This is a genomic window from Streptomyces sp. NPDC054047 (assembly GCF_055585065.1).
This window is the reverse complement of record NZ_JBVJKV010000004.1, coordinates 313,985-328,591: the sequence shown is the minus strand read 5'-3', so window position 1 is coordinate 328,591 and position 14,607 is coordinate 313,985. Positions and strand designations below refer to the sequence as shown.

Below are 14,607 nucleotides of genomic sequence, written 5' to 3'. Positions count from 1 at the left end.
GGATGCACTCCACCGTGACCCGATGGACGACGCCGTGTCCCCACCCGTCGCGGGCTGCCCGAAGTGACCAGTCACTCGCTGAACCAGACGGTCTTGAGCGGTGCATCAGCCCGTCGAAGCTTGCCCAAGTACAGGTCGAAGCTCGCCCAAGTACGGAGGGCGGGGCTGAGCGGGACAAAGAACCCAGGCATCCTGCATCCGACACCCGGATCAACGGCGAAGTACTGGTGTGAGGGAAAAACAGCAGGGAGCCTCGCAGGCCGTCATGTCGCTCCTCGATCCGCTGCGTGAGCGCGCCGGCTCCCTGCTGTTCACCCGTGTCGCCGGACCCGAGGGGCCGCGCAACCGCCACAAGATCCATGCGTCTCCCGGGCCACGCTGGTTCCCGCCCGACAGCCCGATACGCCGCGTACACGCCGATAGCTCCATGTTCATCGGCGGACTCTCCGCTCTGCTCATGCAGTCCCTTCACCCGGTCGCCATGGCCGCAGTCGCCGCGCACTCCGGCTACAGAGGTGATCCCTGGGGAAGGCTTCAGCGAACCAGCACGTTCCTCGCGACAACGACCTATGGCACTGCTCAGAGCGCCCAGGCAGCCTGCGAGCGCCTCAACACCGTCCACGAGCGGATCAAGGGCGTCACCGGGGAGGGCATCGCCTACCACGCAGCGGACCCCCACCTGCTGGAGTGGGTGCACGTGGCGGAGATCGACAGCTTCCTGCGCGCGCATCAGCGATTCGGGGCGCACCGGCTGACGGATGAGGAGTGCGACAGATACGTTGCGCAGACATCTCGCATAGCCCGAACGCTGGGGGTTCTCAGACCTCCACGGTCGATGAACGCCTTGAGCGGCCGAATAGACGACTTTCGCAGCGAACTGCGCTGCACCCCCGAGGCGCTGGAAACAGCCCGCTACCTGCTGCTCCGGCCCCCGATCCCCACCGCGGCGATGCCGTTCTACGGCGCTCTGGCATCCAACGCCATCGCCCTGCTGCCGCGCTGGGCATCCACGGAACTGCGATTGCCGCGCTGTCAGCGCGCAGAGCGATGGGCCGTAGAGCCTGTGGGGAGAGCAGCTACCGGCCTGATCAGATGGGCGATGGGCTAGCAAGCACCGCAGCTACAGAGCACCCATGAAGCCCGGACAGAGTCTCTCTTCGCCACCGCTGGACGCAAGGGTCGGCGCGGACGAAGCACCAATCCAGCAGCAGCACCGCGCCGCCGCTCGGCCGCGCGCACGCCCCCGCCAGGGGGGCCGGGTGAGCCGCAGATGCGCCAGCAGATAGATCACAGGAACCTGTGGACACGGCCGAAACGCACGAGGAGCGCGCGTTCGGCAAGCCGTGGGAGCATCCGGGCCTTGTGCGTGAATGCTCTCCCAGCGACCGGCCGTGACCGCAGAATGCAGAAAGGAACCGCCATGCCGAAGAAGGATGACTTGAGCAAGGGCGACGAAGTGTCGTGGAAAAGCCACGGCCAGGATGTGCCGGGCAAGGTCAAGAGGAAGATCACCGACCGGACTCGCGCGGCAGGCCGGACCGTCGATGCCTCGACGAAGGATCCGCAGTACGAGGTGGAGAGCGCCAAGTCCGGCCGCTCCGCTGTGCACAAACCCGGCGCTTTGCGGAAGAAGGGTATGCGCTCTTGACGGCCGCTAAGCAGAAGGAAGACCGGGATGAGACGGTGCCCGCGTTCAGGGGGCGGTCAACATGCCGCCGGGCAACTGGAAAAGTAGACCTGCATCGCATCCTGTCCACGGGGCGACCACCGTCGTCTTGGACCTATCTCGTAAGGCTCGCGCACGAGCGCGCGGTCCCGGTCGCGGCTGCTCCCCCATCGAGCCAGGCCGCCCGTCATAGGTGCAGTCACTTCGCCGAGGGCACCCGCGTCGCAGTCGTCGCAGGAGGCTCCGGGGCCGGAGTCGCCTCGTCCATCTCGGCTACATCCATGTCGACCACGCAGCCTTCCGGGATCTTCTCGCTGGAAGTCGCGCAGGCCGAGGGATCGGCATCGGGGGCGACTTTGTTCGCCTGGCGCTGGCTCTTCCCCTGTTCGTCCGAGGTCGATGTGCCCGAAGACGGGTTGCCGTCCGAGGACGACGAGCAGGCCGCCGCGCCCATCACAGTGCACAGGATCAAAACAGCCGAAGCTGCAGCCGCACGAGTACGCATGAAAGTCCCCCCAACGCGGACGCGGAATGTCCGGCCCATCAGTCGATCAACCATGCCACCTTGCGTCGCGCAGCTGACGTGGGAAATGTGAAGAAATGACATGCCTGCTTGGCGCGCACTCGGCTAAATCCGGCATATTGCCGCACAAGATCGCGCCCCGGATCTGCCGGGCGCTGACGTGTTGCAGCGGCGCTGGAGATCGGGTGTGGAGCAGGGCGGCCAGACCGAAGCCGCAGGCCCACAGATCGCCAAGGTGCCGAGCGTCGGCGAGGGTCACGTCGGCCGCCCGGCCGCTTCCGAGGCTGCTCGATGGCACTCCCGTAAACCGCGGACGTGGACGCATCCCCCCACCCGGCCGCCAGTCGCGAGTGCTTGCCGGGTAGATGAGCGATGGGGCCAAGGCGGTCAGGGCGGCGATGGCGCCCCGTCGTCTCCGGAGAGAGCAGGGGGCGCGAGAGGGCCGTTCCCCGGTGCGCTGCCCGGGTCAGGTTCGAATGGCTCTCCCGGAGGAAGGCCGGCGCGGGCGCGGAGCATGTCGGCTTCGGCTCTTCTCATCTCGGCCTGTGCGCGGATGAGGTCGGCGTCGGCCTGCCCGCGCACCTGCACGATGTCGGAGGCGTTTTGCCCCCGGGCTCTGACGAACTTGGCGAGTCCGTTGAGGATGCCGCCGATGAGCACGCCGGAGGCGGTGATGAGGCTGACGATGGCAACTACCACGGGGGGCGCGTCGGATGGCCCCAGTCCGGCACTGTGGCTGATGTCCGGCAGGACCGCCCGCGTGCTGCGCCAGGCCACCGCCAGCAACGCGATCACAGTGATGGCCCACAGGACCACCGCGATACCTGGAACGGCCCGCACCGCATGCCATGCTCGCTGCGGCCATGGCAGGGTGGCGCGCCAACGCCGCTGTTGGGCACGGTGGATCCGACGGGCGTCGGCGTGCTGGCCGCCGTTGCGCAAGACGGTGGCCAGCTGCTCGTACGGCTCGGGGTCGTACTCAGGGGTCGCGGCCGCCAGCCACTCCAGCCGCGAGGAGAGCGGGAAACTACCCAGCGGGACGAGGCTCTCGTAGCTGAAGCCGCCTACCTGGAGGCGGCCAGGACCTGGCCAACTGGTAGACCTGTCAATCAGGTTGAGGACCTTGGCGCCCGACAGAGTGACCGTACCGCGCTCGGGGGCCTCCCCGAGGAAGCGCAGTTCGGTCGTGCGGACGCGGCGCAGCGACATCTCCTGGTCGCTCTCCAGGACACAGCGCGCCCCGTCCATGTCGACGGCGTCCCCGAAGAGGCCGTCGTCGAGCCGGATGCCGCCCTGGCACTCGAAGTGCTGGACGCGGGTGCCCCGGGCGGGGATGTGGCCGGGCAGAAGCCGGTCGGCCAGCGAGGCCGGCGTCATGTAGAGCGTGCGCTCCACGGTCATCTGCGGGGCGTCGAGCGCCCGCTGGCCGTACGGATTGGCGAGCTTGCAGCCGCGCAGGCTGAAGGAGCCTCCGACCGTCGCACCGCGCAGGCTCAGTTGGCCGTGCGACTCCATCAGCTCGGCCTGCAGGTCCTGCCCGACCGAAAGGCCGTCCGCCGCGATCGAGTTGCCGCGCCGGTCACGGAACACCACGGCCTGGTTGAACAGCAGGTCTCCACCGATGTGGGCACCGGTCAGGCGGACGCCTCGCTGGAATCGGCAACGGGACAAGTCGAAGTCGCCCTCGGTGTAGACGCGGTCCCCTGCTAGGCGCGGCACTGAGCAGTCCACGAGCCGTAGCGTGGTGAAGCGCGCCTTCGGGATCAGCACCTCCTGCTCCAAGCGGCACTGCTTCAACTCGACGTAGGGGGCGACGGTGCCGCCCGCGACATCGAGCACGTCGGTGATCTGCACGCCCCGGAGCTTGAGGCAGGAGAGCCGCCCACCCACGCCGGGCGGCCGGTGAAGCAGCAGCCACGCAACGACCCGTGCGCGCACACTGCGCTCGGGGCCCCAAGGGTGCTGGCCGTGTGGATCGTCGACCTCCCCGTCGCCCGTGCGCAGGTCGTAGACGCTCCCATTGCGAAAGGCCTGCCACATCCCCATCTCGGCCTCGGTCAGCCAAGCCGGTGGATCGCTGGTGCCTGCCGTGGCCATGTCCATCGTCGCGTTCTTCTCCCTGCCGACGTCATCGTGTGCGCCCCATACCTATTGCATCGGGCTCGTATCAGAGTGTGGTGGCACGCGGATGGGCCCATCCGTCGCCTTTCCTCCAAAACCCGCCAGGCCCTGGATTCAGCACGGCCGGGTCCGGTCAATGGTGTACTCACCGTTCAGCCACCGGTCTCCCACAGAGACCGCCCTGGCGGTCACCGGCCCGCGGTCAGGCTCCTCGGAGCCCTTATAGAGGGCTGACTTGCCCGTCGTCTCGTAGACGGTGTCCGATGCGCGGTTGGCCAGGCAGCCGGAGAGGACTGCCGTCTTCGACTTACCGTGCAGGGCAACCGAGTTGACTCGGGGAGCGATGCGCGGCTCGCCATCGACCTCAAGGCCCTGTTGCTCATACCAGGCCAAGGTGACCACGACGCCGCTGGCGGCTTTGTCCCGGGCGTACTTCTGCAGTTCGGCGTTGTTGAGCTTCCCGGTGCGGGAGGCCTCGTACTGCACTGTCTGCATCCCCCCCGTACGCGGCTAGGATCTGCTCCTTGGCCTTGTACTCCACGGGCTGGGACGGGGTCGCTTTCGGCGAAGTCGTCTTCTCGGGCGCGGGGGTGGACCTGGCTGAGTCTTCGGTCGAGGAGCACCCTGCCGCGCCGCTCAGAAGCAGCGCAGCTCGCACAGCCACTGTCACTCTCCCCAAAAGCGATCGTGACCCGTCACACCCCAAGCGCATCTGTGGTCCCCCGCCCCATCCGCCAGTTGACGACACACACTAGCGGTGTGGTTGGCGTCGGCCGAGGGGCCCGCCTGCCTGATCCAACCCCCGCCCCCGCTACCGCTGTCCGGGAAGGCGCCACGGGCGTGTGGCGAGTCCAGAGGTCGACCGTCGCGGACCTCTGCATGCCCACCTTCGGACAACTCGCCACCCGGATCAGTGAAATCACGGCGCCACAGCAGGATGGTCAGGACGGCTCCGACGTCACCGACCGTGCATGTCGGCCTTGACACGCCTCGATGTGCTTGTGCGCCGCCTCAGCGAAGCAACGCGTCTTCGCCGACATGACAGCGACCTTGCTCAGCAGAGCGAGCGAGTTCATGCGCTCATCGACTGGGAAACGGAGCCTCTGGTCTTGAGTAAAGGTGAGCGAATGGATCTCCTCCCGCCCTTCGCGGCCGGCCCACCGTCGACTTCGACAGGCCGCTGTGCCGGGCCATCGAGGTGCGCGACCGGTGGGTGGCATTCTTCGGAAGCTGTTCCAGCGTGGTGACCACCACGTCTTCCACCTGTTCCACGCTGATCGTGGGTGGCCGGCCCGGCCGCGGCTCGTCGGCCAGACCCTCCAGCCGCTCGGCGAGAAACCGCCGCCACCACGTACGGACCGTGTATCCGCGGCCACCCGCAGATCCCGGGCGACCACGACCACCGGCGGCACCTCAGGCTCCGCACACGCCAGCACGATCCGAGCCCGCAAGGCCAGGGCCTGGGCCGATGTTGCCCGACGTGCCCACCGCTCCAACTCCGCCTGTTCTTCAGCGGATAACAGCAGGGCTTCCAGCTTGGGGCCCCGGCACGGAACTGACGCACCAGCAGCAGACGTCACACATCTACTAACGACCGACTACTGGCGCAGAACACTAGCCGAGTATCCGGGCCAGACGAGTGTCCACATCCCGGATCTGCCCGGAGACCTGGCCGATCCGGCAAGCCAGCAGACCAACACCGTCCCGTAATTACGCCGCGCCTGCGCGATGCCCTCACGCCACGCTGGGCAGCACGCGGGTCCGGCCGATGGCGCCGAGCCAGGCGGCCGAGGGCTTGGGGGTACGGACAAAGGTCTCGCGGTCTACGGCGATCAGGCCGAAGGTGGGCTCGTAGCGGCCCCATTCGTAGTTGTCCAGGGCGCTCCAATGGAAGTAGCCGCGGACGTCGATGCCGTCGTTCATGGCGTCGGCAAGGGACTCCAGGGCGCCGGTGGTGTACTGGATCCGGCGGGAGTCGTCGGCGGTCGCGATGCCGTTCTCGGTGACGATCAGCGGGGTGCCGCCGGTGACGGAAGCGCTGTGCCGCACGGCATCGCCCAGTGCCTGGGGGTAGTACTCCCATCCCATGAGGGTGCGCTCCGCGTCCTCGGGCACGGGCAGTCGGCCGTTCGGGCCGATGAGCGTGCGGGTGTACGCCTGCACGCCGAGCCAGTCGTCGCCGCGTGCGGCTTCGAGGAACACGTCCACACGTGGGTGCCGGAATGCCGCGGCGACTTCCTCGGATCCGGGCAGGGCTTTGCACACCAGGTTGGCGACGGACCAGCCGGTGCTTACGTGCGGGGCAAGGGACTTGACCGTTTCGACGGCTCGGGTGTGTGCCCGTACCAGAGCGTCGGTGGTGGCCTCGTCCGGAGCCGGCGGGTCCTCGGCGAAGTTCACGGCCTGTCCGGAGGCGAGGGCGGCCTGTGCGGCAGCCATGACGGCGACGATGTTGGGTTCGTTGATGGTGCACACGTGCGCCACGTCCGCGGCGAAGATGGGTGCGGCCGCGGTGAGGTAGCGGGCGAACAGTTCGTCCGATCCGGTGGCGGCCCAGCCGCCGCGCCGTGCGAACCACAGGGGTGTCGTGAAGTGGTGCAAGGTCACCATGGGCCGTAGACCGCGTTCACGGGCGCCTTCGACCATGCGCCGGTAGTGGGCGATGGCGGCGCGGGAGAACTCGCCCGGGGCCGGTTCGATACGGGCCCATTCAATGCTGAACCGGTAGTCGGTGAAGCCGAGTTCGGCCAGCAGGTCCATGTCCTCGCGCCACCGATGGTAGCTGTCGCAGGCGTCACCGCTGGGCTCCTTGACGTAGGGGAGGTTGCCGTGCTCGAACTCCCACCAGTCGCTGTTGGTGTTGCCGCCCTCGATCTGGTGGGCGGCGGTGGAGGTGCCCCACAGGAATCCATCGGGCAGACGTCGTGCATGCGTCATGAGTTGCCTCTCTCTTGTGTGTGGCCACGTGCGTGACCAGTCGCGGCGAGCCGGCGGAACCGGCGGCGGGGGGCGCAGGCGGCAGGCAGGCGCCGATACCGAAGGCATCGCCGCCCGTGGGCTGCTGGAGACTGGCCCGATCCCGCTTCGGGCGGCGCCTGCGTGGGTCTGAGGGGTCAGGTGGTGGGGTCGAGGGCCTGGTCGCGGCGCGCATGCAGTTCCCTCTGGACTCGGGCCACGTCCTCGGCGTATGAGCGGTGAAGGAGCGTCAGGAAGACGCCGTTGACCAGCATGAGGAGGACGAGCGCCCACAGGAAGACGGTGCGGAGCCCGATCGCGTCGCCGAGGAAGCCGGCGCCGAGGCTGAAGGAGGCCCAGGCGATCGCCTCGAAGACGGAGACGTAGATGGCGAAGGCGGCGCCGCGCAGCTCGGGTGGGGTGATGGCCATGACCATGGGGCGATTGACACTCGGGTTGACGCCCTGGGCCGCGCCCATGAGGGCGAAGAAGACACCGAAGAGGGCAATGCTCCCGTAGTCGAACTGGGTCCCGAGGTAGGCGAAGCCCGCAAAGGCGAACTGGGCCGCCTGAAGGACGCTGACCAGGCCGTGGCGGGGGCTGCGCCGGGTGGCCCAGTCCGCCGCGAAGCCGCCCAGGAGCGTGCCCAGGAAATAGCCGACCCCGAAGGGGAACAGCACGATAGACGCCTTCTGCGTGCTGAAGCCGTACACATCCACCAGGTATACGACGCCGAAGGTGCCCACCAGGAGATGTCCCGACAGGAGGCGGGAGACCAGGAGGACGATCAGGCTGCGGATCTTCAGGAGCGAGAGTGCCTTGGTCCAGGTGAGCTTCGAGTGGGCGTTGCGCGTGGCGCGGTCGAGGTCGGCGAGCTGTTCCTCGGACGCACCCCGGCCCGGGTCGCGAAACCACAGCCACATGGCGAGGCCGAGCAGGATGTTGAAGGCGCCGATGCCCCACAGGCCCCAGCGCCAGCCCTCGTCGATGCCCGCCAGCTGGCCCTTGAGCGGGCCTATCACCGCGCTCACCAGCGAGACGGCGCCGTAGACCACACCGATCGCGCGGCCGCGGGTCGATCCCCCGAAGAGGTCGCCGATGAGTTCGGTGATGATGGGGTGCGCGGCCGCGTAGCCTGCGGCCAGGATGGTGTAGAGGACGACGAGTTGGGTGAAGTTCTGTGAGAAGCCCGCGGCCACGCCCCACACCCCCCAGAGTCCGGTGGCCACGACGAGGACGCTCTTGCGCGACCAGCGCTCCGCCACCCACACCCACAGGGGCCCGGTGAAGGCACCCGCTATCTTCCCGGCGGCGGTCAGTATGCCGAGGGCGCCCAGCGAGACCCCGAGGGACTGCCGGATCAACGGGAAGAGGCTGCTGACCAAGCTCGCCTCGGTGCTGTCGACCAGCATGGTGCCGCCGAGCAGGGACAACTGCCGCCAGCGCCCTTTCACCTGCACCTCGGGTTTGGGCATGACGGGGCTCTGGCTAAGCTCGGGCATCGGGCCGTCTCTTTTCTCTGTGACTTTCTTCGCGGGAGGTCTGCGGGAAGGGGAGGTCGTACGCCGGTGACGGGGCTGCAACCCCGTCACCGGCTCAAGTGATCGCGTGCGTCTCAGAGTCGGGCGAGTTCCTCGGCGACCCGGTGGAGACTCGGGGGCGGGAACAGCGCACCCGCCATGGCGGCGACGTCGATGAGCGGCGTGGCGCCGATCATCTGCAGCAGCTCCGAGTCGGCGACACCGGGCAGGTGTGTGCGCAGCACCTCGACGGCGACCGGATCGGAGATCAGTGCCTTGAGGGGGGTGCGCAGCGAGAGGCGGCCCTGTGGATAGTCCTCGGCCCGCGGCAGTGGCTGCGCGGCACGCTCCGCCTGCTCACGCTGGGAGCGGACCAGCAAGTGCTGCTCCGTGACCGGTCCAAGGGCGGGCAGGCCGAGGCGTTCGTACTGGCTGGGCGGGGCGTCGTTGGCCCGCATGAGCTCCACCAGCAGGGTGGCCATGCGCAGTTCGGCGGCGTCGTCGATCAGCGGGGTGTTCTGCTCTGGGTCGGTCTCCAGGTTGAAGAGGAGCGTGCCGTGGTGGTAGGGGTTGACGAGGGTGCGGCCAGGCACACGCAGGGTGCACACGTTCTTGGTGAAGCCGAAGGGCTCGGCCAGTTCCAGGTCCACGAGTTCGGCGGGTGAGAAGCGGCCACGCATGTGGGTCGGCATCAGGGTGTGTTCGTACAGGGGCGCATTGTCGGGTGTGGCGGGCGCCCGCATGTAGACGTAGCGGCCGTCCGTGATGTTGACGTGTCCGCCGTGGATGCCGAACAGGCCCGCCTCCCGCACCGGGATGTCGTCGGCGACCGGGAGGGGCGCTCCCTGCATGTCGGTGGGACAGCCGACGCCGAAGAACTCCAGCAGGGTCGGCGCCACGTCCACGGTCTGCACCAGCGCCGAACGCCGCTGCCCCGCCGCGCGGTTGCGCGGGTCCCAGGCGAACAGCGGCAGATGGACCAGTTCGTTGAACCATGGCTGGATGCTCTTGCCCCACCAGCCCTTCTCCCCCAGCAGCAGCCCGTGGTCGGTGTTGACGATCAGCAGGGTGTCGTCCCACAGCTCCAGCTCGTCCATGGTGTCCAGGACCCGGCCGAGCGAGTGGTCGCACATCGACAGGAGCGCCCCGTACTCGAAGCGGGCGTGCTCCACCTGGCCGTCGGTTTCGACCACGCGCTTGTAGTCGGGCCAGTCGAAGTGCGGGCCGTCGTAGTCGTGGGGGTAGAGGTCCTTGTAGGGCTGGTGGCTGAAGAACGGCTCGTGCGGGTCGAAGGTCTCGATCTGCACGAACCACCGGTCGGCGTCCTGGTTCGTCCGCACGAACTCCAGGCCCGCGTCGAAGGTGAGGGTCTGCGGGTGCCGGTCCTCCGTCGCCATGTGGGGCCGGTTCACCCAGTCCTGGCGGTAGGAGCCGAACCGCATCCGCTTCAGGTCGTCGGGGATTTCCGGGTCGGACACCTGGCCCTTCCAGGGGTCGCCCTCCTGGCCGCGGAAGAACTCCCAGGTGTTGTAGCGGCCGTGATAGGTGGCGCCGCCGTCCTCCCAGTAGTGCGGGTGGTCGCTGACGAGGTGGGTGTAGACGCCGTTCTGCTTGAGGAGTTCGGGCATCGAGTCGTCGAACGGCTCTAGAGGGCCCCAGCTGCGGTGCAGGAAGTTGTGCCGCCCGGTGTGGATCTCGCGGCGGGCCGGCATGCAGGGCATCGACCCGGCGTACGCGTTGTCGAAGGTGACGGCCCGCTCGGCGAGGCGGGCGAAGTTCGGTGCGTGGGTCCAGTCGCCTCCGTACGGCGGCAGCATGTGCCGGTTGAGGCTGTCGAACATCACCATGATCGCCCTCATCGGACGGGTTTCCCTTCTGTCAGGTTGCGCAGGGTCCGCTCCAGCCACGCGACCCAGCGGTCCATGGCGGCCGCGCCGAGCGTGTGGAGGGCGTCGTGGACCTGCAGGTCGAGGTCCTGGTCGAGGTCGGGTGCCGGGTCCTCGTAGACCAGGGTGCGATCGCGGTCCCGGTTCTTGGCGATCTGTGCGCGGCGGTGGTCGAGTTCGGTCCCCACGATCCGGATCGCGGCGTCCTTGTCGAGCGGCGCCGCGACGCTGAACCGCGCGAGGAAGTCGATCTCCTGGAAGCGGCTGGGCGGCTCGTAGGGCGAGCGCACCCATTCCAGGAGGACCTCGCGCCCGCGCGGTGTGAGCCGGTACACCTTGGCGTCCGGGCGGCCTTCGCGTGCGTCGACCTCGTGCCGCACCCAGCCGTCGGCCTCCATCTGCCCGAGCTTGCGGTAGATCTGGCTGTGGTGGGCTCGCGCCCACAGGAACTGCCCCTCGACCTCGAGCCACTTGCGCAGGTCGTACCCGCTGTAGGGGCGACGGGCCAGCAGGCCCAGCAGGACGTACTCGAACTTCACGGACGTGGACTCCCTTGTGCGGAAGCGGTGTGCGATCTTGCTATGTGCAGTCTCACCTAGGTGAGAATTCATATACTCGCGTCATGGAGACGTCAATGGGATGTTGCATACCGGAAACCCGGATCCGCTCCACCGGCCCGCTGCCCACGCCGGCCCACACACCGCCCGCACACGCCCACGTCGAGCTCCCCGGGGGCGAGTTCTTGATGGGCGACTCCTTCGGCGAGGGCTATCCGGCGGACGGTGAACAGCCGGTGCACGCCGTACGCGTCACCCCGTTCGCGATCGACGTCACGACGGTGACCGTGGCGATGTTCCGGGCCTTCGTCGACGACACCGCGTACGTGACCGTCGCCGAACGGGAGGGCAGCTCCGCCGTGTTCCACCTGGCCGTCGCCGCCGAGCGGGCCGACATCACCGGGAACGCCCCGGCCGCCCCCTGGTGGCTGGACGTACGGGGAGCCGACTGGCGCCACCCCCATGGCCCGCTGTCCACCGCGGAGCCGGACCACCCGGCGGTGCACGTGGCATGGGACGACGCCCTGGCGTACTGCGCGTGGGCGGGACGCCGCCTGCCGACCGAGGCCGAGTGGGAGTACGCGGCCCGCGGCGGACTCGATGGCCGCCGCTTCGCATGGGGAGACGAACTCACCCCCGACGGACGGTGGTTGTGCAACATCTGGCAGGGCACGTTCCCGTACGCCAACACCGGTGCGGACGGCTGGCTGGCGACCGCACCGGTCCGCACGTACCCGCCCAACGGCCACGGCCTGTATGAAGTCGCCGGGAACGTGTGGGAGTGGTGCGCGGACTGGTTCGCCCCCGACTACTACACCCACTCCCCCGCCACCGACCCCACGGGGCCGCGGAGCGGCGAGCGCCGTGTCATGCGCGGCGGCTCCTACCTGTGCCACCACACCTACTGCCACCGCTACCGCGTGGCCGCCCGCTCGGCCAACACGGGCGCCTCCAGCAGCGGAAACTGCGGCTTCCGTACGGTCGCCGCGTGAGGGGTCACGCCGGGCGTCAGGAGGTCTCCTCCCTCCCGGCGCCCGCGGCCGACCGCACCGTCTCGACCAGTTCCTGTACGTCATCGAAGCCCAGGGGGACGATCGGGAGCCCGGCGAGCTGGCCAAGGCGCATGTTGGCCACCATCCGATGGCGGGGGCTCCCCTCCTTGGGGTAGGCGTCGCCCATGGACGTCCGGACCCGGCCCAGCAGGGCCTCGATGGCCGGACCGCCCACGGGGTGGGCGAGCCACACCGCGACGGTCGAGTCGGCGTCCGGCTGCTCGGCGTAGGCGTCACCCTCGACCGGGACCGTCGCGCTCAGCCGGATGTCGCGACTGGAGGCCCCGATGTCGATGCGGTGGTCGCCGTCCTCGACGAGCCAGGTGTCGGCTGCGGTGTCGAAATAAGCCAGGTCGGCGCGGGTGACGCGGACAGTGACGTTCTGGGTCTCGCCGGGCATGAGGTACACGGTGGCGAACCCCTTCAGCTCCCGTACGGGGCGCCGAGCCCGCGTCCCCGGTGCGGCCACGTACACCTGGACGACCTCGTGCCCGGCCCGCTCCCCCGTGTTGGTGACCGCCACCGTGACGTCGAGCCCGCCTGCGTCCGAGATGACCCGCAGGTCCGCGTAGTCGAAGGTGGTGTACGAGAGGCCGTGCCCGAAGGGGAAGGAGACCGCCATGTCGCGGGCATCGTAATGGCGATAGCCGACGAACAGGCCCTCGCTGTAGGTGACATGACCGCTCTCGCCCGGCCAGGCCAGGTACGCCGGGGTGTCGGCGAGGCGCTGCGGGATCGTCTCCGCGAGACGCCCCGACGGGTTCGCCCGGCCGAACAGCAGATCAACGGTGGCCGAGCCGCCGGCCTGACCGAGCAGCCAGCCCTCCAGGACGGCCGGTACGTCGTCGATCCACCCGGCCAGGCGGACCACGCCACCGTTGGCGAGGACGACGACGGTGTTCGGGTTCACCGCGATGACGGCGGCGAGCAACCGGGTCTGCTCGGCCGGGAGTTCGATGTGCTCGCGGTCATAGCCCTCGGACTCCAGGCTCGGCGGCAGACCGAGGAAGAGCACGGCCACGTCCGCGCTCTCGGCCGTGCGGACGGCCTCCTCGTGCAGCGCGGCCGCGTCGGCGTCCGCAGCGTCGACGGGGAAACCGGGAGCAAAGGAGATGTGCGCCGCGGGCGCGGACTCGCTGAGCGAGGTCAGTGCGGAGTCGAGCCGGGTCGGGGTCACGCGCGAGCTGCCCTCGCCCTGGTAGCGGGGTGTGCGTGCGAACTCGCCGATGACCGCGATGCGGTGGGATGCGGCGGGGTCCAGAGGGAGGAGCGCGCCATCGTTCTTCAGCAGTACCGCCCCGCGCGTGGCGACCTCGCGGGCCAGGTCGTGGTGGGCGGCCGGGTCGAAGGGGGCGTCGGGGCGCGCGTGCGCGGCCGCCTTGCGGGCGAGTGCCACGACCCGCGCGGCGCTGCGGTCCAGTGCTCCCGCGGAGAGTTCACCGGATTCCACGGCCGTGACGGCCCGGGCGGGGCCGGCGCCGGACGAGGACGGCATCTCCAGGTCGAGCCCGGCGGCGAGGGCCCGCGCCCGGTCGACGACGGCGCCCCAGTCGGAGACGACCACGCCGTCGAATCCCCACTCGTCCCGCAGGACGTCCGTCAGAAGCCACGGATTCTGTGACGCGTGCACTCCGTTGACCCGGTTGTACGCACACATGACGGTCCAGGGCCGGGCTTCGCTCACCACACGGCGGAAGGCCGGGAGATAGATCTCGCGCAGGGTCCGTACGTCGATGTCCGCGCTGACCGACATGCGGCCGGTCTCCTGGTTGTTCGCGGCGAAATGCTTGACCGAGGCCCCGACCCCATGCGTCTGCAGTCCCTTGACCCAGGCCGTTCCCAACTCCCCGCTGAGCAGCGGGTCTTCGGAGAAGTACTCGAAGTTGCGTCCGCACAGCGGGCTGCGCTTGATGTTGACGCCTGGTCCGAGCAGCACGTGCACGCCGCGTGCGAGACACTCGCGGGCCAGTGCGCCGCCGACCCGGCCCGCGAGGCCGGTGTCCCAGGTGCAGGCCAGGGTGACGGCCGGCGGGAAGCAGGTGGCCGGAGCGCTGCCGTTGATGCCCAGGTGGTCGGCCTGGGTGTCGTTCTGCAGCCGCAGTCCGTGGGGGCCGTCCGAGAGGCGGAGCTCCGGGATCCCGGCGTCGGGGAGTGCGGTGGTGCGCCACCAGCCCGCGCCGGTGGTCAGGTCGGCCTTCTCGGCGAGGCTCAGCCGGGCCACCGTCTCGGCGGGCGTCTGCGCCGACTGATTCGGGTTGTTCATGCTTTCTCCTTGGAGCGTGGTGCGGATTGATGCGCGGTGCGGAGGTTGCCGTGGTCGGCGGCGG

The 14,607-nt window shown here is 69.1% G+C and carries 11 protein-coding genes and 1 pseudogene; 3 read left to right on the top strand and 9 right to left on the bottom strand.

From position 1 onward, the window contains the following. Positions 1 to 265: 265 nt before the first annotated feature. The gene (locus tag ACZ6ZP_RS18235) at positions 266 to 1,108 is read left to right on the top strand and encodes an oxygenase MpaB family protein (RefSeq protein WP_351167866.1); all 843 of its coding nucleotides are present in this window, start codon (positions 266 to 268) and stop codon (positions 1,106 to 1,108) included. 312 nt (positions 1,109 to 1,420) lie between these two features. Then, a complete protein-coding gene (locus ACZ6ZP_RS18230; protein WP_351167868.1) occupies positions 1,421 to 1,648 on the top strand; it encodes a hypervirulence associated TUDOR domain-containing protein in 228 nt (75 codons plus the stop codon). A gap of 217 nt (positions 1,649 to 1,865) precedes the next feature. On the opposite strand, the gene ACZ6ZP_RS18225 is transcribed toward ACZ6ZP_RS18230, so the two are convergent. From ACZ6ZP_RS18225 to ACZ6ZP_RS18190, 8 genes and pseudogenes are all read right to left on the bottom strand, one after another. Beyond that, positions 1,866 to 2,225, bottom strand: a complete 360-nt coding sequence (locus tag ACZ6ZP_RS18225; protein ID WP_351167870.1) for a hypothetical protein — start codon at positions 2,223 to 2,225, stop codon at positions 1,866 to 1,868. A 351-nt stretch (positions 2,226 to 2,576) separates the two neighbouring features. Continuing rightward, positions 2,577 to 4,286, bottom strand: a complete 1,710-nt coding sequence (locus ACZ6ZP_RS18220; protein ID WP_469407692.1) for an oxidoreductase — start codon at positions 4,284 to 4,286, stop codon at positions 2,577 to 2,579. A gap of 138 nt (positions 4,287 to 4,424) precedes the next feature. Beyond that, positions 4,425 to 4,796, bottom strand: coding sequence for a hypothetical protein (locus ACZ6ZP_RS18215; RefSeq protein WP_351167873.1), 372 nt, complete (start codon positions 4,794 to 4,796; stop codon positions 4,425 to 4,427). A 594-nt stretch (positions 4,797 to 5,390) separates the two neighbouring features. Then, positions 5,391 to 5,660, bottom strand: a pseudogene (locus ACZ6ZP_RS18210) (helix-turn-helix domain-containing protein); the annotation flags it as partial. A 384-nt stretch (positions 5,661 to 6,044) separates the two neighbouring features. After that, complete coding sequence (locus tag ACZ6ZP_RS18205) at positions 6,045 to 7,247, bottom strand: glycoside hydrolase family 1 protein (protein WP_366464835.1); 1,203 nt, start codon at positions 7,245 to 7,247, stop codon at positions 6,045 to 6,047. Between the two features lie 176 nt (positions 7,248 to 7,423). Further along, positions 7,424 to 8,767 (bottom strand): MFS transporter, encoded by a 1,344-nt coding sequence (locus ACZ6ZP_RS18200; RefSeq protein ID WP_469407478.1) that lies wholly within the window; start codon positions 8,765 to 8,767, stop codon positions 7,424 to 7,426. Positions 8,768 to 8,880: 113 nt separating this feature from the next. After that, a complete protein-coding gene (locus ACZ6ZP_RS18195) occupies positions 8,881 to 10,644 on the bottom strand; it encodes a sulfatase (protein WP_351167879.1) in 1,764 nt (587 codons plus the stop codon). Further along, entirely contained in the window at positions 10,641 to 11,210 is a 570-nt protein-coding gene (locus tag ACZ6ZP_RS18190; protein ID WP_351167881.1) for a PadR family transcriptional regulator, read from the bottom strand. The genes ACZ6ZP_RS18195 and ACZ6ZP_RS18190 overlap by 4 nt, the downstream gene beginning before the upstream one ends. An 83-nt stretch (positions 11,211 to 11,293) precedes the next feature. On the opposite strand from ACZ6ZP_RS18190, the gene ACZ6ZP_RS18185 reads away from it, so the two are divergent. After that, positions 11,294 to 12,220, top strand: coding sequence for a formylglycine-generating enzyme family protein (locus tag ACZ6ZP_RS18185; RefSeq protein WP_351167883.1), 927 nt, complete (start codon positions 11,294 to 11,296; stop codon positions 12,218 to 12,220). 16 nt (positions 12,221 to 12,236) lie between these two features. On the opposite strand, the gene ACZ6ZP_RS18180 is transcribed toward ACZ6ZP_RS18185, so the two are convergent. Further along, on the bottom strand, positions 12,237 to 14,543 hold the full coding sequence (locus ACZ6ZP_RS18180; protein ID WP_351167885.1) for a glycoside hydrolase family 3 C-terminal domain-containing protein: 2,307 nt from the start codon (positions 14,541 to 14,543) through the stop codon (positions 12,237 to 12,239). Positions 14,544 to 14,607 lie beyond the last annotated feature (64 nt).